We start from the raw sequence: 21,922 nt of genomic DNA, 5'->3' as shown, positions 1-21,922 counted from the left end.
TGCATCAAAAGCGTCACGAATCTGACGAAAATCACCGATGTGACGCAGCGCGTTTTTCGCGCCGCAAAACAAAGGGCGTGATCCCGAAAAAGCTTTTGTAGACCGATGAAAATCCATTGGGAAAACCGCAGGCCATCCCGATTTCTCGAACACTCATTGTGGTGTTCAGCAGCAGGTTGTTGGCTTTTGCCAAGCGCATTTCCCGATAAAATCCGTTGGGCGTGGTCCCAAAGAATGTCCGGAACTTACGCTCGAGCGACCGGTTGGAAATATCCAGCGCCTCGACGATTTCGTGGATCGGCAAAGGATCTTCGATATTCGCTTGCATCAACTTGATGCACTGATCCAGCTTGGCATCCCCCGTGGCCGTTGTACGGGTTCCGGAAAACGGCTGCATGGACGCAAAGTCGCGAATGTTTTCGTGCAGCATGATATCCGCAACTGTCATCTTTGCGGGCCCGGAAATGTGCCGCCCGATCACCGCCAGAGCGACGTCAGTCGTGGCCTCCATACCTGCGCAGGTCACGACCGATCCCGCTTCGGTGGCAATCGACAGTTTTGCTTCGAACCTGGCCCCTCGCTCGCGCAAGAAAGACGCGTTTTCCCAATGCGTCGCCATGTCCGCGGTGCCGTTTTCGTCGATATAGCGACTGGCAGCTTCCGCCAGCAAAAACACCTGAGCACCGCGATAGGTGTAGTCGGTTACAACACGACCCAGCGACAGGTCAGGCTGATCGGGGTCAGAGTTGCCAATGACAAAAAGATAATCCGCCTTGGGTTGCGCAGGAACGCGTTCGGTCTGGATCATCGCATCGCTGCTGCTGAGAACCGGACCTCCTTTGAGGGAACGATAAGTATAGGTGAACGGAGGATGCGGACACACCCGATTGGCCAACCGCAACACTTCGACCAGTGATGCCAGTTCCAGCAGGACATAGCCGGGGGCGACCAGTATATCGAAGTGTTGCTGCGCCCCCATCACGGCACCTCAGACTATTTTGTGCCCAGCCGCGCGCAGGGCATTCGCAAGCGTTTCGATGTGGTCCGGGCCAACTTCGCAACACCCGCCTACAATCGTGGCCCCCTGCTCGACCCAGGTCATGGCAAATCTGGCGTATTCCTCGGGGCCCAGATCCTGGCGCTGCTGCAAGGCATCAACAGTTGGCGCGTCTTCGAGAAACCCTTTGGTAATCCCTGTGAAACCGTTCGCATAGGCCCCGAAAGGCCGCCCCATATCTTTGAGGATATTCAAAGCGAGCTCAACGGATTCGGGGCGGGTGCAGTTGATCAGCACGGCCTCAGGATCATAGCGTGCGACGACCGGCGCGATATCCGCCAAAGGTTCACCCGAACGCAGGCGCGTTCCGTCATCATCCATAACCGACAACGCCAGCCAAACTGGCTTACTGGTTTTCTGTGTGCCGCGCAGCGCGCCTTCGGCCTCTTGCAGGGATGAGACGGTTTCGATCACGAACAAATCTACCCGATCCGTCATCAAACCGACCAGCTCTCCAAACTTCTGGGCCGCGTCTTCTATGTCGGGCTTGAGATCCGGGCGATAGGTGGCCAACAAAGGCCCCAAAGCACCGGCGATACGGCCGCCAAACGTGTCGCGGGCACGCTCGGCTTGCGACAGGGCTTGGTCGACAAGATCACTCAATTGGTTTTCAAGGCCCACACGCTCCAACCGAGATCGGTGGATTGCGTAGGTATTGGTCGTCGCGATGGTGGCACCACGCCGGAAATACTCGACGTGCACATCACCAACCAAATCCGGATGATCCATCATCACCCGCGTTGACCAAAGCGGCGTAGGCTTGTCCTGACTGCGTTTGACCAGTTCCTGCCCGATCGAGCCGTCCAAAAGAGTGATATCTGTCATTGTGTCGCCTCCTCAGGGTATGAGAACCAGTTTTCCCGGGAACGCTTTGGACTGAAAGTCTTCCTGCGCTTTGGCGATGTCTTTTAAAGGGTAAGTTTTTGAAATCAAAGGTTTGATGCGACCAGCATTCATCAGACCAACCAGTCTGCCAAAAACCTCAAAGGTCTGATGTGTGCAGCCGTGAATAGTAATGTCCCGCAAATAGATATCGCGAAGATCAGCCTCTACAATGGGCCCCGCGATGGCACCTGAAACCGCATAGTGCCCGCCCGGTTTGAGTGCGAGGATCAGGTTCGCCCAAGCTGGACCACCGACAACATCAATCAACACATCGAATGTGTCAGGCGGCAGGGCGGCATCTCGGTCAAAGGTTGCAACCGCGCCCTGTCCTTTCACAACATCCGCTTTGGCGGCACTGGTGACGCCCCAAACAGTCGCACCGCGCAGCGCAGCCAGTTGTACCGCTGCCAGACCAACGCCACCGGACGCACCGGTGATCAGAACTTTGTGCCCGGCTGTCACCTCTGCCCGTGTCAGCAGGTTTTCCGCCGTTCCAAAGGCGCAGGGGATCGCTGCAATCTCGACATCTGACAGGGGCGAATCCGTGACGTCATAAAGATCCGATGCATCGACCACGCAATATTGCGAAAAAGCCCCGTCTATTTCTGATCCCAAGGCAATAAACCCCGTCGGGTTACCCGGCAGAGGACGCGGCAGATTGATCGGGCAGGTTACCCGCTGGCCGGGTTTAAACCCGGTCTCTGGGCCAGCCCGCTCGACAATGCCGCACAAATCGCCGCCCTGAATCCGTGGAAATTGTAGCGCGCCGCCCCAGCCGCCAGCATCGACATCCTGATCCACCGCGTCCGTCGCGCCGGTGACGTCAGACGAGTACCAGCCGACGCGCGTGTTGATATCGGTGTTGTTTACCCCCGCCGCCGCAACCCGAACCAGAACTTGCCCGGGACCGGGTTGCGGCACTGGAATATCCGTGCGCCATTCCAGTGCATCTGGCCCGCCGTGGCGGGTCAGATAAACACCTTGCATGATGCTTGGTTCAGCCATGGATCAGGCCCGCAGTCTTTCGTTTTCCGGATCCCAGAGCGGTTGGTTTTCCTGCACTACGGCCGGGTATTTCTGACCGTAGATTTCAACCTCTAGCGCGGTGCCGGGGTTTGCCAGTTCGGCCTTGATCATGCCCAGCGCAATGGATTTTCCGACACGGTATCCCCATGCCCCTGACGTCGTTTCGCCGACGATCTGGTCGCCTTGCCAGATGCAGGACATATAGGGCGCATCGCAGTCGCCCGCCTCAACCGTCAGTGTGACGAAGGACTTCTTCACACCCTGCTGCTTTTCGCTGAGGATCGCGGCCTTGCCGGTGAAGTCCTGCGGTTTGTCCAGTTTGACAAAGCGTTCCAATCCGCCTTCCAGCAGCGAGTAGTCAGTGGACAGATCGCCCTTCCAAGCACGATAGCCTTTTTCGATACGCAGCGAATTCAGGGCATACATGCCGAACGGCTTGGCCCCTGCGCCCAGCACCGCATCATAGATCGCGGGCATGACCTCGTTTTCAGCGTGAATTTCCCAGCCCAATTCACCGGCAAAGGACACGCGGATCAGGAAGGCATCCTGTCCGGCAACCTTGGCAAATTGATGCGTCAGCCAGCCTTGCTGAAGGTCCGCATCGGTGATCCCCGACAGGATTTCACGCGATTTGGGGCCGGTGACGATCAGCGTATCGCGCTCGGTCGTGGTTTCGCGAACCGTAACGGTCGACGGCACCGAATTGCGGATCAACTCGCCATCGTGCCACTGCGCAGTGGCGGCAGTGATGAGGACAAAGTTGTTCTCTGCCAGACGGATACAGGACATTTCCGTAAGGATACGGCCCCGCTCATCCGATACATAGATAAGGTTCATACGCCCCGCCTTAGGAATACCGCCCGCGCAGAAACCACGCAGCCAGTCGTCTGCGCCTTCGCCCTGAATCCAGAACCGCGAAAAGCCCGGCAGGTCCAGAACGCCGCAATGGTCGCGCACCGCCTCGCATTCTTCCTTGATCCGCTGCTCCCACGGGCCAGACCGGCCCCAGGTATGCGTGGCTTCAAGCGAAGTATCGTCGCCCGGCTTGGCGAACCAGTTGGCGCGTTCCCAGCCGTTATAAGCGCCCATGACGCCGCCCAACTCCTTGACCTTGGCGTGAACGGGCGAGACTTTCTTGTCGCGCGCCGCAGGCCATTCATGATGAGGAAAGTGCATGGCGTATTCGTTGCCATAAACTTCCATGCCCTTCTGGTTGCAATAGTCCTGATCGGTGTAATCGGTATAACGACGCGGATCGACGGCCCACATATCCCACTCGGTATGACCATCGACGATCCATTCGGCCAGCACTTTGCCTGCGCCACCGCCTTGCGCGATGCCAAAGGTGAAGCTGTGCGCCTCAAACGCGTTTTTCACGCCGGGCATCGGGCCGATCAGCGGCAGGCCGTCCGGCGCATAGGGGATCGGGCCGTTGATCACCCGACCCACGCCCGAGGTTGCCATCAGCGGCACCCGCTCCATCGCGTCGGTGACGATGTCTTCGATCCGGTCGAGATCATCGTTCCAAAGCTGGAAGCTGAAATCCTCGGGCATCGGATCATCTTCGGTCATCCAATGGCCCTTGCAGTTGGGCTCGTAGGGACCGAGGTTGAAACCGTTCTTTTCCTGACGCAGGTAGTACGAGATATCCACGTCACGCAGTAGGGGCAGCTTGCCACCGTTTTCCTTTGACCAAGCCTCAACCTCGGGTACTTCGTCGGTCAGCAGGTACTGGTGGCTCATAACCATTGCGGGCACGGTACGTCCGCCGAAGGGTTTGAACATCTCACCCACGCGCTGCGCGTAGTATCCGGCGGCGTTGACCACGTAGTCACAGGCAATGTCGCCCTGATCGGTGTGCACGGTCCATGTGCCGTCCTCATGCTGGGTTACATTGGTCGCCGGGCAGAAACGGATGATCTTCTGGCCCATGTCTCGCGCGCCCTTGGCGAAGGCTTGCGTCAGCTGCGCCGGGTCGATGTCACCATCGGTCGGGTCGTACAGCACACCCTCAAGGTCGTGGGTTTCAAGGAAGGGATACCGCTCCTTCGCCTGTTCGGGCGTCCACATCTCCATCGGGATGCCCTGATAGCGGCCCATCGACATGGCGTGTTCGAATTCCTGCATCCGCTCTTTGCTATGCGCCAGACGGATCGAACCCGAAACGTGGTAGTTCATCGGGTAATCGACCTCATCCGCCAGACGCGAATACAGCTCGGTCGAATAGCGCTGCATGTTCATGATCGCCCAGGAATTGGAAAAGGTCGGCACGTTGCCCGCCGCATGCCACGTAGAGCCTGCTGTCAGTTCGTTCTTTTCCAGCAGAACGCAATCGGTCCAGCCCTTCTTGGCCAGATGATAAAGCGACGAACAGCCGACAACGCCGCCGCCGATGATGACCACACGGGCCTTGGTTGGAAAATCACTCATGGTCTTGCTTCCCTGTTAGTATGCCCGCTGGGGCAGGTCGTCTGAGATGTCGTAGTAGTCGCCCTTGTCCGCCACAAAGATGTGCTGGGCGAGTTTCAGTCCGGTGGGCTCAGTCAAAGACCCCACCGAGATTGCAATCGTGTCCTCGTCATTGTGCTGCCAGAACAGGAACGAGCCGCAGGCGCTGCAAAATCCGCGTTTGGCGATGTCCGAGGCGTGGTACCAGCCCAGCGTCTCGTCCGAGGTAAAGCTGAGGTTGTCCTGATGCGTGACGGTCGAGGCCCAAAGGTGCCCCGACTGCTTGCGGCATTGGCCGCAATGGCAGGCGTTGGGCGGTGTGAGGTCTCCGTCAATGGTGAAGGCAACCTTGCCACAGAGGCAGGAACCGGTGTGCATGTCTTTACCCCTTTGCTGTGGGCAATGTGCTGGTGCCCAGCAACACGCCGTAGATGATGAAACAGGTCGCCATCACGCGGCGGACCCAGATGTTGAATACGGCCCCAAGCGCGGCTTTGCCCATCAGCGCGCCCAGCAGGGTGAACCCGGTATAGCTGAGCGTTGTGATGACCAGCGCGGTGGGCATGATCACGCCCATTTGCTGCCAGACGGGTATGTCGGGCTGCACGAATTGCGAGAACGCCGCCAGATACCCGGCCACGCTTTTGGGGTTGATCGTGGCAACAGCCAGCGCGTGCAGATAGACGTGGCGCGCGGGCCGCTCGGACGCAGGCGCCGGTTTGCTGGCGTTGATCCAGCCGCGGACACCCATCCAGATCAGGAACCCCGCGCCGATCAGTTTGGCGATGAAAAACCCGGTGGGTGAGGCCGCGATCAACGCTGTCACTCCCAGCGCCGACAGGACAAGAAACGCGCTGGCTTGCGTCAGGATCGCCAGCACGCCCAGCATTGCTTTGGGAAACGGCAGGCTCATCCCGTTCGAGATGCAATTGACCGCATTCGGCCCCGGCGTGGTGACGAACACCACCCAGAACAGCGCGAATATGGTCCACGCCTCAAAGCTCATTCAATACACCGGCGGGGCGATGACCCAGATGGCCACGGCGGGCTCATCGTAGGGGTTCGCCCATTGGTAGGGCTCATGCTTAATACGGAAGCTGTCGCCCGGCCCGACCGAAAATTGGCGATCACCGATTGTCAGGTCCAGTCGCCCCGATACGATATACCCAACCTCTTGCGTCGGGCGATCCGCTGGCGTTTGCATTTGCGAGCGAGGCTCAAAGGTGGAGTGCACCATCTCGAAGTCATCGGTCAGGTCAGGGGAAAGCAGTTCTTCGATCAACCCTTCGTCACCCGACCCCATCGGACGGCGCGAGCCTGCGCGCACCACATATCCCTGTTCATCGGCTGGCGCGGCAGAATGCGCAAACAGCATCGACATTGGAACACCCAGACATTTCGCAATGAGCCGCAGGTCCGAAATCGAGGGGTCAGACATATCGCGTTCAACCTGGCTGAGCCAGCCGACAGAACGCTCCAACCGGGCTGCAATCTCGGTCAGCGTCAACCCGCGCGCTTTGCGCAGGGCCCGGATATCAGCACCGATGGTCGCTCGGTTCGGGGCTTGGGTGTTCACTGGCCTCTCCGAATTCTCGTGAAATTCTCAACGTAAATTTCACGATGACCCGAGTCGGTGAAAATTCCAAGCATTTTTTCACTTGGGTGATGTGGCAGCTTTGGCTATCCGTCAGATATGTGGATCGCAGTTCTTTATCTTTGGGCCATCAACGGCCTGACCTTATTGGTGTTTGGCTGGGACAAATTGCGGGCCAAGCGCCGAAAACGCCGTGTTCCGGAAAATCGTCTGCTTTGGCTGGCTGCGCTTGGCGGTAGCCCGGGCGCGATACTTGGACGTTGGATATTTGGGCACAAAACCCGAAAACGTTCGTTCTCGGGCTTTCTATTTTGTATTTTCGCGGCGCAAGCTGGGTTGCTGTACCTGTTTTTCACGCAAATTCTGCCCGCCATGCCCTAGGTGCCTATGTCACCCAGATAATTCAGAAGCCAAAGCGACCACATATTGTTACAATAATAAGATCTATGAATGTCAGAAATGATCTTAATTTAGCAAAGGGTTAAGTGCATATGGAAAACGGCATCGGTTTCTTCGACATCGTCTGGTCAATTTTCTGGTTGTTCCTGATGGTCGCCTGGTTCTGGGTGATGATTTCAGTGGTTGCTGATGTCTTTCGCTCAAAAGACCTGAGCGGCGGCGGTAAGGCTGTCTGGATCGCCTTCGTGATCCTTATCCCGTGGTTAGGCGTTCTGTCCTATTTGCTCGTGCGTGGGGACAAGATGCACCAGCACAATGCCGAAGCCATGGAACAGATCGAACAAGCGCAAAAAGACTATATCCGTTCTGTTGCGACCGTCTCAGCCGCAGATGAGTTGGAACGTCTTGCCGCGCTGAAAGAAAAAGGTCTGTTGACTGATGAAGAATTCGCGACGCAAAAAGCCAAGGTTCTTGCGACCTGACACGCGGCGCTGCTGATGGCCGGTAAACCGCCCGGCCATCACGTCTTGCTGAAAACGTTTCGCAATATTGCATCCAACTGATCTGCATCCGTCTGCGTGAACGCATCTGGCTGATCGCTGTCTATATCAAAAACCGCGATGATTTCACCGGATGCGTTTCTCACAGGCAAGACCAGTTCAGAGCGCGTTGAAGACGCACAAGCAATATGCCCGGGGAAAGCATCCACATCCGCGACCCGCTGAATCTCGCCGCTCCGCGCCGCCGCGCCACAGACGCCACGGTCGAATGGGATCACAAGGCAGCCGTGACCACCTTGATAGGGGCCAATCTTCAACACTCCCGGTTGCGTCACCCGGTAAAAGCCTGTCCAGTCAAAGCGCTCATCACTGTGATGAACCTCGCACGTGACAGTCGCCATCAAGGCGACATCATCTGTTTCGCCTTCGGTCAAGGCAGAGATCGCTTTGCCAAGCTGTTGATAGTCGACAGTCATCACCACCGCTCCGAAAGTTGGTCGTTTCTCAGGGCGAATTATGCCGAAACAAACAGGGCGTCAAACACGTTCGATTGCAATGGCCGTACCTTCGCCTCCGCCAATACAAATAGCGGCGACACCGCGTTTCAGGCCCCGTTTTTCCAGTGCATTGAGCAATGTCACCATAATCCGAGCACCCGAAGCGCCAATCGGATGACCCAAAGCACAGGCCCCACCGTTCACGTTGACGATATCGCGGGATAATCCCATTTCACGCATAAAGGCCATGGGCACAACTGCAAAAGCCTCGTTGACCTCCCACAAGTCCACCTCATCTTTTGACCACCCAATCTGCTCCAGCAATTTCTGCGCCGCCGGAACCGGTGCCGTCGTAAACAAACCCGGAGCCTGCGCGTGGCTGGCATGGCCCAGAATGCGTGCTCTAACGGTCAAACCCTGCGCTTCGGCGGCCTCAGTTGATGCCAGCACCAGCGCAGCGGCCCCGTCCGAGATCGACGAAGAATTGGCTGCCGTCACCGTACCACCGTCGCGAAAAGCAGGTTTTAGCGTAGGGATCTTTTCCGGGCGCGCCGATTGCGGTTGTTCATCATCGGCATGAGTGACTTCGCCTTTGCGCGACCGGGTCAGAACCGGCGCGATCTCGTCGGTGAAAGCTCCGGTCTCTTGCGCCGTCAAAGCGTTCGACAGGGATTTCAACGCATATTCATCCTGATCTTCGCGCGTGAACTGGTACGCCTCGGCGCAGTCTTCGGCGAAGGTTCCCATAAGACGGCCTTTGTCATAGGCATCCTCAAGCCCATCGAGGAACATGTGATCCACGACCTGACCATGCCCGATCCGCGCGCCACCGCGCATCTTTGGCAAAAGATAGGGGGCGTTCGTCATACTCTCCATCCCGCCCGCAATCATAGTCTGGGCGTGACCCAGCGCGATCTGGTCGAAAGCCATCATTGCCGCCTTCATCCCCGAGCCGCACATTTTGTTCAGGGTCGTGGCCGGCACTTCTTCGCCCAGTCCTGCCGCAAAGCCTGCCTGCCGTGCCGGTGCCTGCCCCTGACCTGCCGGTAAGACGCACCCCATCAAAACCTCATCCACGGTTTGCGCACCGGCCCCATCCAGCGCGGCGCGGATTGCTGTCCCGCCCAGATCGGCGGCCGCCACACCGTCAAACATCCCTTGGAACCCGCCCATCGGGGTACGTGCAGCCCCTGCAATTACGACTTGTTTCATTCAGATGCTCCTGTTTCCTAGCTCATTGATGGATACCGAATGGTAAGAATTGTCGTCTAGCGTATTTCTACCAGTGATTTTCAGTTTAAAGGATCGGAACGTATGAGCCTGAGCAGCAAGACGACGGACGAGACGCAGGTGATAACGGTGCATTCCGATCGGATCGACGCGGCGATGGCCATCCAATTCAAGGAAGACATGCGCAATGAGGCAGACGGCGGTGCCGCGCGGGTCGTCCTGGACCTCACAGGCGTAGAATTCATTGATTCCAGCGGCTTAGGCGCAATCGTAGCTTCCATGAAGCAACTCGGGGGCGAACGGCGACTTGACCTTGCTGGTCTGCATCCCTTTGTCGAAAAGGTTTTTCGGCTGACGCGAATGGATACCGTTTTCAAGCTGTATCCCACGCTGGATGACGCCTTATCGGCCTCGGCCCGCTGATCAGACCGGATCGTGAATAGGCACCTTGCCCATGTGTGACGCAAATTGTCTGGATTTGAGTTTCGCGGCGACAGAGACTGAGGCCAGCGCGGGGATCCACAAGCTCAGCACCTGCCTAAAACGTCAGGGACTACCGCAAAATAAGGCCGCCGACGTAAAGATCGCGCTTGCCGAGGCGATCAACAACGTTGTCGAACATGCCTACGCTGGCATTACCCCCGCCAAGGTCAAAGTCAGATGCCGATTGCATGAGAACTGGCTTGAGATTTTGATATCCGATACCGGCAACCCGCTGCCCGGCTTCCGTGTCCCCGACGAAGAGCCAGCCCCCTTGGGATCATCCATAGAAGAACTTCCCGAAGGTGGGTTTGGATGGTTCCTCATCCACGAATTGACCAGCGCAATCCGGTATGAGCGCACGGCCGGATGCAACCGATTGTCCCTGCGCTTTGAGTTTTCGGGGGCCGCTTGACCGAAAATGGTCACAATAAGGCCCAGATCAGACCATTGTCGCGCCGCAAACCGCCGGCATTAATGTCCTTGTAGCTCAGATAGCTTCCCTCGGCGCCATGTGTCACAGCCCCCACCCAGTGAACGGCGCCGAGGAACTTCTCCTTGAATTGACTGGACAATACCTGACCGCGCGATACGTTCTGCGCGTTCAATCAAGGAAGCATCGCTATGAGAGATTTTCACGCACCGGGCAGGTCCGAGGTTTTGGCGACCGAAGGGATGTGTGCCACCTCTCACCCGTTGGCCGCGCAAGTTGCATTGGATGTCCTCAAGCAGGGCGGCAACGCGATGGATGCTGCCATTGCAGGGGCGGTGCTGCTTGGTATTTGCGAACCTCAAATGACCGGAATTGGGGGCGATTGCTTTGTTCTGTTCAATCGGGCGGGTGAAAATACAGTAAGGGCGCTGAACGGATCGGGCCGGGCACCTGCAGCAGCCAATGCTGCAGAACTGCGGGCCAAAGGTTTGACGGCAGTTCCGCTGAACACACCAGACGCAATAACAATTCCCGGCGCGATAGATGCGTTCAGCCACTTGGCCGAAACCGAAGGCAAATTGGGGCTCGATGCTATCTTACAGCCAGCAATCCACTATGCCGAAACCGGCGTTCCAGTCGCACCCCGTGTTGCCATGGACTGGCAAATCGGTGCACCCACCCTGCAAGGGGCTGCGCGAGATCATTATTTGCTGAACGGAAATGCACCGAAAACAGGGCAAGTATTCCGTGCACCGGGGCAAGCCAAAGTCTTGCGCAAAATCGCAAAGTCGGGCCGCGACGCCTTTTACTCCGGTGAAATCGCCGAGGACATGCTAAACGCCCTGACGCAGTTGGGCGGGGCGCACTCCGGTTCGGATTTTCTAAACACCAAATGCACAGAAACGCAGCCTGTCACCGGGCATTACAAGGGCACCGACCTTTTCGAGCACCCGCCGAACGGGCAAGGGGCGACGGCAATATTGTTGCTTAACATGCTGAAGAATTTTGACCTCGGCAACATGGACCCACTAGGCCCAGAGCGTATTCATATCGAGGCAGAAGCTGCGAAACTGGCCTATGACGCCCGCAACCGTTTTATTGCCGACCCCGACCACACGACTCAGGCCGCAAAATTCACGGATCAAGCTCTGGCGGATAAGTTGTCGACCCTGATCGACCCTAAACGCGTCATCCCCGCCGCCGCACCGCTTACCGAAGCTATTCACAAAGACACGGTTTATATCACGGTCGTTGACCGCGATCGCATGGCTGTTTCCCTGATCTATTCGATCTTTCATAGCTTTGGATCGGGGATAGCCTCGGAAAAATACGGAATCCTTTTGCAAAACCGGGGTGCTGGCTTCACCTTGCAAGATGGGCACCCCAATGAACTGGGCGGGGGCAAGCGCCCGATGCATACGATCATTCCCGGTATGCTGGTTCAGGACGGCCGCATAACGATGCCGTTCGGCGTGATGGGAGGTTCCTTTCAGCCCATCGGTCATGCATGCCTGCTGTCCAACCTGACAGATTATGGGCTGAGCCTTCAGGCAAGTATCGACGCCCCGCGCGCCTTCGCCGATGGTGATGTCCTGAAACTTGAACGCGGAATCCCGCCCAAGACTGCTCAACAATTGTCAGACTTGGGGCACAGAGTTGAGATTCCGGAAACACCGCTTGGCGGTGCTCAGGCAATCCGAATCCGTGAAGACGGCGTTCTTGAAGGCGGAAGTGACCCCAGAAAAGACGGCTGCGCCCTTGGATACTAGCGCGGGTCCGATCAGTTCAGGTGAAAATGCAGCGGATAGGCACCGTTTTCGAACGGGCCGAACATGTCAGGGATATCAGGATGTTCCACAGGTTCACCCGATTGGTCTGCAACCAGATTTTGTTCAGAAACATAAGCAACATAGAAGGATTGATCGTTCTCAGCCAACAAATGGTAGAACGGCTGATCCTTAATTGGTCGACTGTCTTCCGGGATGGCCTGATACCATTCTTCGGTGTTCGCAAACTCTGGATCCACGTCAAAAATCACCCCTCGGAAGGGATGTTTCTTGTGGCGGACCACCTGACCCAGTCGATACTTGGCGTTTGTTTTCAGCATTTCTTCAGCCCCCGGAAGTCTTACTACTCTTTTCCTGCCAAAAATGCCAATCAATGATCTGAATTTAAGGGAAACAGTCTGTGAACCTCCTGCTAACAGTGTTTGAAATCGTGGCCCCGGTGTTCCTTTTGTCGGGGATCGGGTTCGTTTGGGTTAAACTGGGGTTTGAATACCGGCTGCAGTTTGTGACGCGCCTTGCTGTCACGCTGGCTGTTCCCAGCCTGATTTTCGTAGCGCTTATGCAAACCGAAATCCCAGCAGGAGAGCTGACGCGGTTTACTTTGGCAGCCATAGCCGGACACTTGGTCCTGGCGGTGGCGTTCGGGCTGTTCGTACACATCGGCAAGCTTGATCGCAGGACATATCTGGCACCTTTGATCTTTGGGAACACTGGAAATCTTGGTTTGCCTTTGTGCATTTTCGCCTTTGGACAAGCCGGCTTGGGATTTGCTGTTATCTTTCTGGCAGTGACCGCATTGTTGTCCTTTACGTACGGCATCTATCTGGTCGCGGGAAAAGGCGCGTTTGGAAAAGTGGCGCGCGAGCCGATGGTGTGGGCCACTTTGCTGGGCGCGCTGTTCCTGTGGCGTGGCTGGCAAACGCCTGTTTTTCTGACCAATACGCTGGACTTATTGGGCCAGATGGCCATTCCCATGATGCTGATTACGGTCGGGGTCGCGATTGCAAGGCTGACGACCCGGAAACTGGGTCAGGCTATCTGGTTGTCAGCGCTCAAATTGGCCGTTTGCTTTGGACTCGGGTGGATTATCGGCGGGTGGCTTGATCTGGAGCCCATCGCATTTGGCGTTCTTGTCATCCAGATGTGCGCACCCGTCGCTGTAACGTCGTATCTACTGGCCGAGCGGTTCGAGGCGGACGCAGACGCCGTTGCCGGCATGGTCATGGTCTCAACCGTGCTATCCGTGGGCGCAATGCCTATAATTCTAGCTATTGTCCTGTAACGATTGTGATTTCCTCAAAGCTCAATTTGCGTTAGAATAAAGAAAAAAGGCACGAGGCACATGAGCAGAATTCTTTTCGTACTCTTCGGGGTGCTGCTTCTGGCATCCTGTAGTGGTGGCTCCAAGCAACCACCCAGCAAACTAAATGACGCGTGCAGCATTGCGCGCGAACGGCCCGATTTTATCAAGGCCTTCCAAAGCACCGAACGGAAATGGGGCGTCCCTGTTCACGTTCAGATGGCGACGATCTATCAGGAAAGCCGCTATAAGCATGACGCACGGACACCGCATCAATATGTTCTGGGCGTTATTCCAATGGGACGCCAAAGCAGCGCATATGGGTTTTCTCAGGCGTTGGACGGCACGTGGAAGGAATACCAGCGCGAAACCGGGAAACGCCGCGCCAAGCGGGATCGTATTCGCGATGCGTCCGATTTTATCGGCTGGTACATGAACAAAAGTTACGAACGTAACGGTATTCATCCCACCGACACGCGCAACCAATATCTGGCCTATCACGAAGGTCACACCGGCTTTGCACGTGGCAGCCACAACAACAAAGCGTGGTTGCTGAATGTCGCCAGTAACGTAGATGCGCGCGCCAAGCTTTATCAGGCGCAACTGGCGAGCTGTCGCTACTAACAGTTCAGCGGGTCAGCGATTGCCTGACCCGCTTCTGTTCCGGCTTGAGAACAAGTCGTTATCCAAATTTCCACCGGTTTGAAGCTGGCCCAGCAACACCGTTGTCTGGCTGCCTGCGTTGTCATGGATCACCCATTTACGCAGCTCAACCGGGTCGTCGGTGAACATCAGCTCAATTCGGCCAGAGTCAGGGTTCTTGGGATCTTGCGCCGTTACAACGGTGGCCGTCCCGTCAAAATCGTGCCCCACAACCATATTTGCCTGATCCAGATTCACGTTTCGCGCCAACACCAGAGAAAGCGGCGTGCGCCGTAACGGGTATTGTTCAGGCGGTTGGTTGGATTTGGGATCAAAAATCTGAACGGTTCCCGCACGCGCCAGAACCACGGCACTGTTGGGTGGATCATATTCAAACCGTATCTTTCCCGGTCGCTCCATCCACAACTGGCCTGTGCTGAGCGTGCCATCATCGTTGACTTGGGTGAAGGTTGTCTGAACTGTCTTTAGGTCGTTCAGATAGTTCGAGATCTGCGACAGTGGCAGTTTTTCAGCCGCCCACGCGGCGGGGGCGGCCAAAGTCAGAGCAAGGGCAAAAGCAATCTGTTTCATGATTACCAGATATGCGTTCTGTCCTTGTTATTAAATATCCTATTGCTCGGGGACCAGAATTTCGCGCTTCCCGACATGATTTGCCGAGGAAACAACGCCTTCGTCTTCCATTTGCTCAACAAGCCGGGCGGCCTTGTTGTACCCAATGGCAAGTTTCCGCTGGATATACGAGGTCGAGCATTTGCGATCCTTGATCACAATCGCCACCGCCTGATCGTACAGAGCATCCTCTCCGTTGGTGTTACCACCGGTATTCAGGCCCAGAACGGCGTCGATATTGTCCGCCTTTTCCTCGGCCGGGCCATCGACAACGCCGCTCATGTAATCGGGCGGGCCGAACTGTTTCAGGTGGTTGACGATTTCTTCGACCTCTTCGTCCGACACGAACGGGCCGTGGCAACGGGTAATCTTGGCTCCGCCCGCCATATACAGCATGTCGCCCTGCCCCAGCAGTTGCTCGGCGCCCATCTCGCCCAGAATAGTGCGGCTGTCGACTTTCGAGGTCACCTGGAACGAGATCCGGGTCGGGAAGTTCGCCTTGATCGTACCAGTGATCACATCGACCGAGGGGCGCTGTGTTGCCATGATCAGGTGGATACCCGAGGCACGCGCCATCTGTGCCAAACGCTGAATGCAGGCCTCAATCTCTTTCCCTGCGACCATCATCAGGTCGGCCATCTCGTCGACGATAACGACGATATAGGGCATTGCTTCGGGCGCGAATTCTTCGGTCTCGAACGTCGGTTCACCTGTTTCGTCGTCAAAGCCCGTCTGGACTGTGCGGCTGAACATCTCACCTTTGGCCAGCGCATCTTTCACCCGGCCATTATAGCCCGCGATATTACGCACGCCCATTTTGGACATCTTGCGATATCGGTCCTCCATCTCACCCACGACCCACTTCAGGGCGACGACCGCCTTCTTCGGGTCGGTCACAACGGGCGAGAGCAAATGCGGGATGCCGTCGTAAACGGAAAGTTCCAGCATCTTGGGGTCGATCATGATCAGGCGGCACTCTTCCGGTGTCAGCTTGTAAAGCAGCGACAGGATCATGGTATTGATCGCCACCGACTTACCCGAACCGGTCGTACCCGCGATCAGCAGGTGAGGCATCTTGGCAAGGTTCGCCACGACGGACTCACCGCCGATATCTTTACCCAGCGCCAGTGGCAGCGCGTGATTGCCATCGCCAAAGTCGCGGCTGGCCAAAATTTCGCGCAGCACCACCATCTCGCGGTTTTCGTTGGGCAGTTCGATCCCGATCACCGAGCGGCCCGGCAGGGTCGATACCCGCGCGGACAATGCAGACATGGATCGCGCGATATCGTCCGCCAAACCAATCACACGGCTGGCTTTCAGGCCCGGTGCAGGCTCCAGCTCGTACATGGTGACAACCGGACCGGGTCGGACACTGACGATTTCGCCTTTGACGCCATAGTCGTCCAGCACGTTTTCAAGCATACGTGCGTTTTCTTCCAACGCCTCATCACTCAAATGGTGACGCTGGATGGTGGCCGGGTTCGACAGCAGTCCCAGCGGAGGCAATTCGAAATCGGAATGCTTATCCTCGAATGAGAGCGCAGGTTGCGCCTCGGCCTGAGCGCGACGAGAGGGTTGCGGTGTGCGCCGCACGGGTTGGGCGACGACCGGCTTGCGCGGCTCGGCCACTGGGATTTTCATCGCAGGACGGGCCTGTGGCACAGGCTCGACCGTTTCCTCAAAGACTGCATCGTCTTCAGACTCAAGTGCGGGGGCAAAGTCCTGATGCAAGGGTTCCTGCCACGCTGGCTCAGCTTGTGCCGATAGAACTGGTTCGGGTGGCAATCCGACAGAAGTCATCGGAGGCTCGGGTGGCAGGCCACCAGCACCCGCAGGGTTCAAGATCAACGGATCGGGCCCACGGCCCCGCCCTTTCGTAAGCGGCAGATTTGGATCATGTTCAGGTGCCATCTCACCTGCAGCAACCTTGCGGTTACGAACAGCGGCAGAGATTTTCGAGCGGATGCGATCTTCGCCAGGCATGTCTTCAAAATCGGCCACCGGTTCTGGGTCGATCAACTCTGGCTCGGGCATTGGTTCGGGCCTGCGGATCAGATCCGGCAGACGAGACAGCAGCCCGGCTTTTACCGGTTCGGGCGACTCCAGCGGAGGCTCATCATAGATCGGATCGTCGTAAACATATTCATCGTCAAAAACGGCCTCGGCCGCCTCGGCGCGCGCAGCTTTGCGTTCGTCCCAAGCTGACCTGCGGTCACGAGCGGCTTGCGCCGTCGCTGCAGCCCCGCGTCCCAGCAGGTTCATCAAACCGTCGTAAGACACAACAAGACCCAACAGGAAGGCACGGATCCCTTGGCGGACATCCTGTTTGGTGAAGCCCAACACAAATACACCCAGCGCCAACATCCCCATCGCCATGACGAACGACATCATTTTGACCATGAAATGCGATGCTATCGGCAGCAAAGTCAGCAAAGCGCCCATAACGGTATCGCCGAACAGTCCGCCCAGACCAAAGCTGTGCGTGGAACGCCAAGCCTCACCCGGAACCAGAGTAGCAGCATAAACCGCCACGATCGCGATCCAGATCGGCGCGAAAATCAGCCTGCCGATGGCGCGGTCTTCGCCAAAATGGCCAGCAAAGCGTACGCCCCAGCCGATCAGGACCAGCGCGATGCTCCAACTGCCCCAGCCAACAATCATGAACAAAGGCGCGGCAATCGAGGCCCCGATCCGCCCCATCCAGTTCTGCACCGGTGCGTCGGTGGACACCATCCAGTTCGGATCATCCGGCGTATAGGACCAGATCATCGCAGCCGCAGCCAAGCCCAGCAGGATCAGGACAAGCCCGATCAGCTCTTTACTGCGCCGCTCGATGGCTGCCTGTGTCGTGCTGTCCAGCAATGGATCGCGATTGCGCGCGTTCAATGATGCCATTTTGCCCTCGTACCTCACGAATAGATGCAGTCACGGAGCGTGATCAGCCCCTGCTGCAATTCTTCTTTTGGGGCCACCAATGCAGCCCGAATAAAATGTTCGCCCGGGTTTTGCCCCGGATCACCCTGAGAAAGATATGCACCCGGAAGGACCCTAACCCCGGTTTCCTTCCAAAGCCTCAATGTGGTTTCTTCGCCATTATCGACCGGCAGCCACAGGAAAAATCCCGCTTCGGGTGGCATATATCCCTGCACACCCGCAAAGACTTCGTCCGCGATGACGTATTTTTCCTGGTAAAGCGCGCGGTTCTCTACGACATGATCTTCGTCCGCCCACAGCTTGGCAGCCGCCGCTTGCAGCGGCAGCGGCAATGGTGAGCCTGCGTAGTTGCGCAACTGTTTGACCCGTTTGATCGTTTCCGGACCCCCGGCGATCAGGCCCGACCGTAATCCGGCCAGATTGGATCGCTTGGAAAGCGAGTTGAACAAGGTAATCCGCTCTGGGTCAGCGCCCACGTCCTGCGCGACCGTCAGAACACCCGTGGGCGGGGCGTCACGGTAGATTTCGGAATAGCATTCGTCGGCAAAAATGCGGAAATCGTATTTTTCTGCCAGACGGATCAACTCGGCCCAATAATCGCGCGATGCCACAGCGCCCTGCGGGTTAGCGGGCGAACAGATGTAGGCTGCAGCGGTTCGGTTCAGGATATCCTCTGGCAAACCGGCGTAGTCGGGCAAGTGGCCTGTGGCTGCGGTCGCAGGCACGAACACCGGTTCAGCCGCAACCGAAAGTGAGGCGACCATGTAAACCTGGTAAAACGGGTTCGGGCACAGAATGACCGGTTTCTGACCGTTTTTCTGTTCGGGGCACAGCGCCATCGCGGCGTTGTACAGCCCCTCTCGCGTGCCGTTCAAAGCCATCACATCAGTGTCTGGATCCATCTGGACGCCATAGCGCCGCTTGATCCAGCCCGAGATCGCACCGCGCAGTTCTGGCGAGCCTTCATTCGGCGGATAACCTTGAAAACCAGCGGCATTTTCCGTGATAACATCTGTCACCCAAGCCGGAAAGTCATGCATGGGGGCACCGATGGTCATGTGAACGACATCGCCGCCCGGTTGATGGTGGTCCAACAGGGTGCGCAGACGCGGGAACGCGTATTCCGGAAGGTTCGAAAACCGCTCGGGGAAATTCATAACTACTGCCTCAATATCGGGATCATTTCGCCCCGTTTGCTGGCAGGTTACAGGCCACGCTCGGCTACGTCCAGACAAAGTGGCCGCGAATCAGGGGATTGTGGCATTCAGGCCAACGCGGCTTCGACCGCTGATCCATGCCGCAACAGCACCTCTTCCGAGCCGGGATAGCCCATCATCATTAGCCCACAGCCCGGTGTTCCGGTCGGCACCGTCAGGGCAGCAAGCCCCATCAGGTTGCCGATACGCGTGTTGCGCAGGGCCAGCAGGTTCTCGGTGACATAATAGTCATGGTCATTCAACAACCGGTCCAGATTGGGGGGCAGGATCGGAGCGGTAGGCGCCAAGACGGCATCAAAGCCCGCAGTGGCCGAATCCCATGCGGCCCGACACGCTTTCAAACGCGACCACGCCGCGATGTAATCCGGCCCCGAGACATTCTTACCCGCTCGGAACCGTTCCAATATCTCGGGATACATCGCATCTGGGTTCGCCTCGATCACGTCGCTCCACAGGCCATAGGCTTCGGTTGTATACAAAACCCCCGATAGCGACATCGCATCGTTCAGTTCGGGTACTTCAAGCGGCACCACTTCTGCGCCGGCATCCCGCAGCCTTGCCAATGCGGCCTCGTGCGCGCTGCGTGGTGCGTCGCGCAGATCGTCCTGCGCGACGTTTTGAAGATTGGCAAACCGCCTGCCCTGCAGGCTGGCCCCCCTAAGATCCGCAGGTGTGCCACCCTCAAGCAGGGCCAGCATATGGGCCGCATCCTCGACTGATCGGGCCAATGGGCCGATCGTGTCGAAACGAAGACACAGTGGAACGGTACCTTCCAGGCTAATACGGCCAGCCGTGGTTTTGAGACCGACCAGGTTGTTCCAAGCCGACGGAATTCGAACCGAACCGCCTGTGTCCGACCCAATACCGCAAGCAGCCAGCCCCCATGCAACAGACGCCGCCGCCCCTGACGAGGATCCACCCGGAACGGCATCTTCATCGTCGATACAGGGCGGCGTTCCGGTGATCGGGTTCAGGCCGAGCCCCGAAAAGGCGAGCTCGCTCATGTGTGTTTTGCCCAAACACACCGTACCCATCGCAGTGGCGTTGCGAACAACAACACCATCCATGTCAGGCACACGGCCCTTCAACAGGGCCGATCCAGCCTCTGTCGCTGTTCCGGCTGTATCGAACAAGTCTTTCCAGCTGATCGGAACACCATCCAACAGCGATCTGCGTAATCCCAACTTGGCGCGTTGCTGCGCGGCAGAGGCCTCAGCCCGGGCACGATCATGGGTGACCCGGGCATAGATGCGGTCGCGGTGCGGGTGCGCGTCGATTGCGGACAGGTAAACTTCGGTCAACTCAACCGGGTCGATCTGACCCATGCCAATCCCTCGACCCAGATCACATGCCGTCATGGTCAACCAGTCCTGCATCGCCACCCCCTTGAAAATTTTGCCGTGAATGGACGGTAGCGACAGGACCGCACATGGACAATCCCGAAAGGGCACGCATATTGCGACCTATGGAAAAGACCTCGGATATCCTGATCGTAGGCGGCGGCCTGAACGGCCCGGCCCTGGCCCTTGCCCTTGCACAAACCGGGCATTCCGTCACGGTGATCGACGCGTTGGCCGAGGCTGCGCGCAAGGATGCCGCATTTGACGGGCGGGGGTATGCGCTGGCCCTTGCGTCTCAGCGGCTGTTAGAGGCGATTGGCGTTTGGGGCAAAGTTGCTGACAACGCCCAACCCATGCTTGAGATCAAGGTCACCGATGGCCACGCGGGTGCAGGACCTTCCCCTTTCTTTCTGCATTTCGATCATGCGGAAATCGAAGAAGGCCCGATGGGTTTCATGGTCGAAGATCGCCATCTTCGCCGCGCGTTTCTGGACGCGATGGACGAACATCCGCACATTACCCAAATCAATGGACGCACAGTTGTCGCGCAAGAAACGCACGCAGCAAACGTGTCGCTGACATTGGATGACGGCTCTGTCCTGACAGGTGGACTGCTTGTCGGGTGCGATGGCCGACGCAGCGGGACCGCTGCGCGTGCCGGCATCAAGCGCAGCGGGTGGGACTATGGGCAAACGGCGCTTGTCTGCGCCATCGAACATGATTTGCCCCATAACGGCATTGCGCATCAGTTTTTCATGCCACCAGGGCCGTTGGCGATTTTGCCCCTAACCGGCAACCGTAGCTCGATCGTGTGGAGCGAGCGGACGGAAATGGCGCACCGTATTAACGCGATGCCAGAAGCCGACTACCTGCAGGTCTTACGCCCCCGTTTCGGAGATTTTCTGGGCGACATCCGTCTGGCAGGGGATCGCTTCACCTATCCATTGAACCTGACCATCGCCAATTCCTTTATCAGCGACCGAATGGCCTTGGTTGGGGATGCCGCGCACGGGATGCACCCCATTGCGGGTCAGGGGCTGAACGCCGGATTGCGCGATGTCGGCGCTTTGGCCGAGGTTCTGACACTTGCGGAAAGACGCGGTGAAGACATCGGCTCGACCCTTGTTCTTGAGCGGTATCAGGAATGGCGCAGGTTCGATACCGCGTCACTGGCAATGGCGACCGACATGTTCAACAAACTGTTTTCGAACGACAATCCGCTGTTGCGCATGGGGCGTGATATCGGCATGGGGATCGTTGGCTCGTTGCCGGGCCTGCGACGCGGCTTTGTGCGCGAGGCCGCTGGCCTGACCGGAGACTTGCCCAAGCTGTTGCAGGGACGCGCGATTTAATCCAGCTCGCGTGCCTCATCGACCAGCATGACGGGAATACCGTTGCGAATGGGAAAGGCCAAACCCGCCGCTTTCGACACCAATTCCTGCTTTTCGGCATCGTAGTGCAGCGTTGTCTGCGTCTGCGGGCAGATCAGGGCCTCAAGCATATGGCGATCAAAGGTGTGTTCC

General features: G+C 57.5%; 24 protein-coding genes. 8 read left to right on the top strand and 16 right to left on the bottom strand.

Annotated features, from left to right (window positions below; translation table 11 throughout):
• Positions 1-31 precede the first annotated feature (31 nt).
• The 7 genes from ACR0BD_RS13595 to ACR0BD_RS13565 are packed head-to-tail and all read right to left on the bottom strand — an operon-like array spanning position 32 to position 6,992.
• Positions 32-979, bottom strand: coding sequence for a GlxA family transcriptional regulator (locus tag ACR0BD_RS13595; protein ID WP_480831199.1), 948 nt, complete (start codon positions 977-979; stop codon positions 32-34).
• A 9-nt stretch (positions 980-988) separates the two neighbouring features.
• Complete coding sequence (locus ACR0BD_RS13590; protein ID WP_480831197.1) at positions 989-1,882, bottom strand: homocysteine S-methyltransferase family protein; 894 nt, start codon at positions 1,880-1,882, stop codon at positions 989-991.
• A gap of 12 nt (positions 1,883-1,894) precedes the next feature.
• Positions 1,895-2,947 carry an alcohol dehydrogenase family protein gene (locus ACR0BD_RS13585; RefSeq protein ID WP_480831194.1) on the bottom strand — a complete coding sequence of 351 codons (1,053 nt, stop codon included), beginning with the start codon at positions 2,945-2,947 and terminating at the stop codon, positions 1,895-1,897.
• A 3-nt stretch (positions 2,948-2,950) separates the two neighbouring features.
• Positions 2,951-5,398: a GcvT family protein gene (locus tag ACR0BD_RS13580; protein ID WP_480831193.1), complete on the bottom strand. Its 2,448-nt coding sequence runs from the start codon at positions 5,396-5,398 to the stop codon at positions 2,951-2,953.
• A 15-nt stretch (positions 5,399-5,413) separates the two neighbouring features.
• A complete protein-coding gene (locus ACR0BD_RS13575; protein ID WP_480831191.1) occupies positions 5,414-5,794 on the bottom strand; it encodes a GFA family protein in 381 nt (126 codons plus the stop codon).
• Between the two features lie 4 nt (positions 5,795-5,798).
• On the bottom strand, positions 5,799-6,422 hold the full coding sequence (locus tag ACR0BD_RS13570) for a LysE family translocator (protein ID WP_480831188.1): 624 nt from the start codon (positions 6,420-6,422) through the stop codon (positions 5,799-5,801).
• Complete coding sequence (locus tag ACR0BD_RS13565) at positions 6,423-6,992, bottom strand: helix-turn-helix domain-containing protein (protein WP_480831187.1); 570 nt, start codon at positions 6,990-6,992, stop codon at positions 6,423-6,425.
• 117 nt (positions 6,993-7,109) lie between these two features.
• Here ACR0BD_RS13565 and ACR0BD_RS13560 point away from each other — a divergent pair, with 117 nt between their 5' ends.
• Together ACR0BD_RS13560 and ACR0BD_RS13555 are read left to right on the top strand one after the other, a co-directional pair.
• Positions 7,110-7,391, top strand: a complete 282-nt coding sequence (locus tag ACR0BD_RS13560; RefSeq protein WP_480831185.1) for a DUF1294 domain-containing protein — start codon at positions 7,110-7,112, stop codon at positions 7,389-7,391.
• Between the two features lie 110 nt (positions 7,392-7,501).
• Positions 7,502-7,891 (top strand): SHOCT domain-containing protein, encoded by a 390-nt coding sequence (locus tag ACR0BD_RS13555; RefSeq protein ID WP_480831183.1) that lies wholly within the window; start codon positions 7,502-7,504, stop codon positions 7,889-7,891.
• 38 nt (positions 7,892-7,929) lie between these two features.
• On the opposite strand, the gene ACR0BD_RS13550 is transcribed toward ACR0BD_RS13555, so the two are convergent.
• Positions 7,930-8,385 carry a GAF domain-containing protein gene (locus tag ACR0BD_RS13550; protein WP_480831181.1) on the bottom strand — a complete coding sequence of 152 codons (456 nt, stop codon included), beginning with the start codon at positions 8,383-8,385 and terminating at the stop codon, positions 7,930-7,932.
• A 60-nt stretch (positions 8,386-8,445) separates the two neighbouring features.
• On the bottom strand, positions 8,446-9,618 hold the full coding sequence (locus tag ACR0BD_RS13545) for a thiolase family protein (RefSeq protein WP_480831179.1): 1,173 nt from the start codon (positions 9,616-9,618) through the stop codon (positions 8,446-8,448).
• Positions 9,619-9,720: 102 nt separating this feature from the next.
• Between ACR0BD_RS13545 and ACR0BD_RS13540 the strand changes: the two genes are divergently transcribed.
• Together ACR0BD_RS13540 and ACR0BD_RS13535 are read left to right on the top strand one after the other, a co-directional pair.
• Positions 9,721-10,059, top strand: coding sequence for an STAS domain-containing protein (locus tag ACR0BD_RS13540; RefSeq protein ID WP_480831177.1), 339 nt, complete (start codon positions 9,721-9,723; stop codon positions 10,057-10,059).
• Positions 10,060-10,090: 31 nt separating this feature from the next.
• Positions 10,091-10,531, top strand: a complete 441-nt coding sequence (locus ACR0BD_RS13535; RefSeq protein ID WP_480831175.1) for an ATP-binding protein — start codon at positions 10,091-10,093, stop codon at positions 10,529-10,531.
• Positions 10,532-10,541: 10 nt separating this feature from the next.
• On the opposite strand, the gene ACR0BD_RS13530 is transcribed toward ACR0BD_RS13535, so the two are convergent.
• Complete coding sequence (locus ACR0BD_RS13530; protein ID WP_480697977.1) at positions 10,542-10,724, bottom strand: hypothetical protein; 183 nt, start codon at positions 10,722-10,724, stop codon at positions 10,542-10,544.
• Between the two features lie 16 nt (positions 10,725-10,740).
• Here ACR0BD_RS13530 and ACR0BD_RS13525 point away from each other — a divergent pair, with 16 nt between their 5' ends.
• Entirely contained in the window at positions 10,741-12,318 is a 1,578-nt protein-coding gene (locus ACR0BD_RS13525; protein ID WP_480831173.1) for a gamma-glutamyltransferase family protein, read from the top strand.
• Positions 12,319-12,329: 11 nt separating this feature from the next.
• Here ACR0BD_RS13525 and hspQ read toward each other — a convergent pair whose 3' ends face one another.
• Positions 12,330-12,656, bottom strand: coding sequence for a heat shock protein HspQ (gene hspQ, locus ACR0BD_RS13520; RefSeq protein ID WP_480697979.1), 327 nt, complete (start codon positions 12,654-12,656; stop codon positions 12,330-12,332).
• A gap of 80 nt (positions 12,657-12,736) precedes the next feature.
• Here hspQ and ACR0BD_RS13515 point away from each other — a divergent pair, with 80 nt between their 5' ends.
• A complete protein-coding gene (locus ACR0BD_RS13515; RefSeq protein ID WP_480831170.1) occupies positions 12,737-13,618 on the top strand; it encodes an AEC family transporter in 882 nt (293 codons plus the stop codon).
• Between the two features lie 60 nt (positions 13,619-13,678).
• A complete protein-coding gene (locus ACR0BD_RS13510; RefSeq protein WP_480697981.1) occupies positions 13,679-14,260 on the top strand; it encodes a transglycosylase SLT domain-containing protein in 582 nt (193 codons plus the stop codon).
• A 12-nt stretch (positions 14,261-14,272) separates the two neighbouring features.
• On the opposite strand, the gene ACR0BD_RS13505 is transcribed toward ACR0BD_RS13510, so the two are convergent.
• The 4 genes from ACR0BD_RS13505 to ACR0BD_RS13490 all read right to left on the bottom strand — a co-directional run bounded on the left by ACR0BD_RS13505 (position 14,273) and on the right by ACR0BD_RS13490 (position 20,435).
• Positions 14,273-14,869: a LolA family protein gene (locus ACR0BD_RS13505; RefSeq protein ID WP_480697982.1), complete on the bottom strand. Its 597-nt coding sequence runs from the start codon at positions 14,867-14,869 to the stop codon at positions 14,273-14,275.
• A gap of 39 nt (positions 14,870-14,908) precedes the next feature.
• Complete coding sequence (locus tag ACR0BD_RS13500; RefSeq protein ID WP_480831168.1) at positions 14,909-17,803, bottom strand: DNA translocase FtsK; 2,895 nt, start codon at positions 17,801-17,803, stop codon at positions 14,909-14,911.
• Positions 17,804-17,817: 14 nt separating this feature from the next.
• Positions 17,818-18,999, bottom strand: coding sequence for an aminotransferase class I/II-fold pyridoxal phosphate-dependent enzyme (locus ACR0BD_RS13495; RefSeq protein WP_480831166.1), 1,182 nt, complete (start codon positions 18,997-18,999; stop codon positions 17,818-17,820).
• Between the two features lie 107 nt (positions 19,000-19,106).
• On the bottom strand, positions 19,107-20,435 hold the full coding sequence (locus ACR0BD_RS13490) for an amidase (protein ID WP_480831164.1): 1,329 nt from the start codon (positions 20,433-20,435) through the stop codon (positions 19,107-19,109).
• 89 nt (positions 20,436-20,524) lie between these two features.
• Here ACR0BD_RS13490 and ACR0BD_RS13485 point away from each other — a divergent pair, with 89 nt between their 5' ends.
• The gene (locus tag ACR0BD_RS13485; protein WP_480831163.1) at positions 20,525-21,751 is read left to right on the top strand and encodes an FAD-dependent monooxygenase; all 1,227 of its coding nucleotides are present in this window, start codon (positions 20,525-20,527) and stop codon (positions 21,749-21,751) included.
• On the opposite strand, the gene ACR0BD_RS13480 is transcribed toward ACR0BD_RS13485, so the two are convergent.
• Entirely contained in the window at positions 21,748-21,900 is a 153-nt protein-coding gene (locus ACR0BD_RS13480; RefSeq protein ID WP_480698134.1) for a Trm112 family protein, read from the bottom strand. The genes ACR0BD_RS13485 and ACR0BD_RS13480 overlap by 4 nt on opposite strands.
• Between the last annotated feature and the right edge of the window lie 22 nt (positions 21,901-21,922).

Source organism: Ruegeria sp. G5 (assembly GCF_056533365.1).
This window is presented reverse-complemented; position numbering and strand designations above follow the sequence as displayed.

Bases quoted from the DNA above. Each gene is read 5' to 3' on its own strand.
- ACR0BD_RS13490 (WP_480831164.1), bottom strand. From the start codon at position 20,435: ATGCAGGACTGGTTGACCATGACGGCATGTGATCTGGGTCGAGGGATT.
- ACR0BD_RS13540 (WP_480831177.1), top strand. From the start codon at position 9,721: ATGAGCCTGAGCAGCAAGACGACGGACGAGACGCAGGTGATAACGGTG.
- hspQ (WP_480697979.1), bottom strand. From the start codon at position 12,656: ATGCTGAAAACAAACGCCAAGTATCGACTGGGTCAGGTGGTCCGCCAC.
- ACR0BD_RS13545 (WP_480831179.1), bottom strand. From the start codon at position 9,618: ATGAAACAAGTCGTAATTGCAGGGGCTGCACGTACCCCGATGGGCGGG.
- ACR0BD_RS13555 (WP_480831183.1), top strand. From the start codon at position 7,502: ATGGAAAACGGCATCGGTTTCTTCGACATCGTCTGGTCAATTTTCTGG.
- ACR0BD_RS13585 (WP_480831194.1), bottom strand. From the start codon at position 2,947: ATGGCTGAACCAAGCATCATGCAAGGTGTTTATCTGACCCGCCACGGC.
- ACR0BD_RS13495 (WP_480831166.1), bottom strand. From the start codon at position 18,999: ATGAATTTCCCCGAGCGGTTTTCGAACCTTCCGGAATACGCGTTCCCG.
- ACR0BD_RS13580 (WP_480831193.1), bottom strand. From the start codon at position 5,398: ATGAGTGATTTTCCAACCAAGGCCCGTGTGGTCATCATCGGCGGCGGC.
- ACR0BD_RS13500 (WP_480831168.1), bottom strand. From the start codon at position 17,803: ATGGCATCATTGAACGCGCGCAATCGCGATCCATTGCTGGACAGCACG.
- ACR0BD_RS13560 (WP_480831185.1), top strand. From the start codon at position 7,110: ATGTGGATCGCAGTTCTTTATCTTTGGGCCATCAACGGCCTGACCTTA.
- ACR0BD_RS13485 (WP_480831163.1), top strand. From the start codon at position 20,525: ATGGAAAAGACCTCGGATATCCTGATCGTAGGCGGCGGCCTGAACGGC.
- ACR0BD_RS13590 (WP_480831197.1), bottom strand. From the start codon at position 1,882: ATGACAGATATCACTCTTTTGGACGGCTCGATCGGGCAGGAACTGGTC.
- ACR0BD_RS13510 (WP_480697981.1), top strand. From the start codon at position 13,679: ATGAGCAGAATTCTTTTCGTACTCTTCGGGGTGCTGCTTCTGGCATCC.
- ACR0BD_RS13570 (WP_480831188.1), bottom strand. From the start codon at position 6,422: ATGAGCTTTGAGGCGTGGACCATATTCGCGCTGTTCTGGGTGGTGTTC.
- ACR0BD_RS13535 (WP_480831175.1), top strand. From the start codon at position 10,091: ATGTGTGACGCAAATTGTCTGGATTTGAGTTTCGCGGCGACAGAGACT.
- ACR0BD_RS13595 (WP_480831199.1), bottom strand. From the start codon at position 979: ATGGGGGCGCAGCAACACTTCGATATACTGGTCGCCCCCGGCTATGTC.
- ACR0BD_RS13575 (WP_480831191.1), bottom strand. From the start codon at position 5,794: ATGCACACCGGTTCCTGCCTCTGTGGCAAGGTTGCCTTCACCATTGAC.
- ACR0BD_RS13525 (WP_480831173.1), top strand. From the start codon at position 10,741: ATGAGAGATTTTCACGCACCGGGCAGGTCCGAGGTTTTGGCGACCGAA.
- ACR0BD_RS13480 (WP_480698134.1), bottom strand. From the start codon at position 21,900: ATGCTTGAGGCCCTGATCTGCCCGCAGACGCAGACAACGCTGCACTAC.
- ACR0BD_RS13505 (WP_480697982.1), bottom strand. From the start codon at position 14,869: ATGAAACAGATTGCTTTTGCCCTTGCTCTGACTTTGGCCGCCCCCGCC.
- ACR0BD_RS13550 (WP_480831181.1), bottom strand. From the start codon at position 8,385: ATGACTGTCGACTATCAACAGCTTGGCAAAGCGATCTCTGCCTTGACC.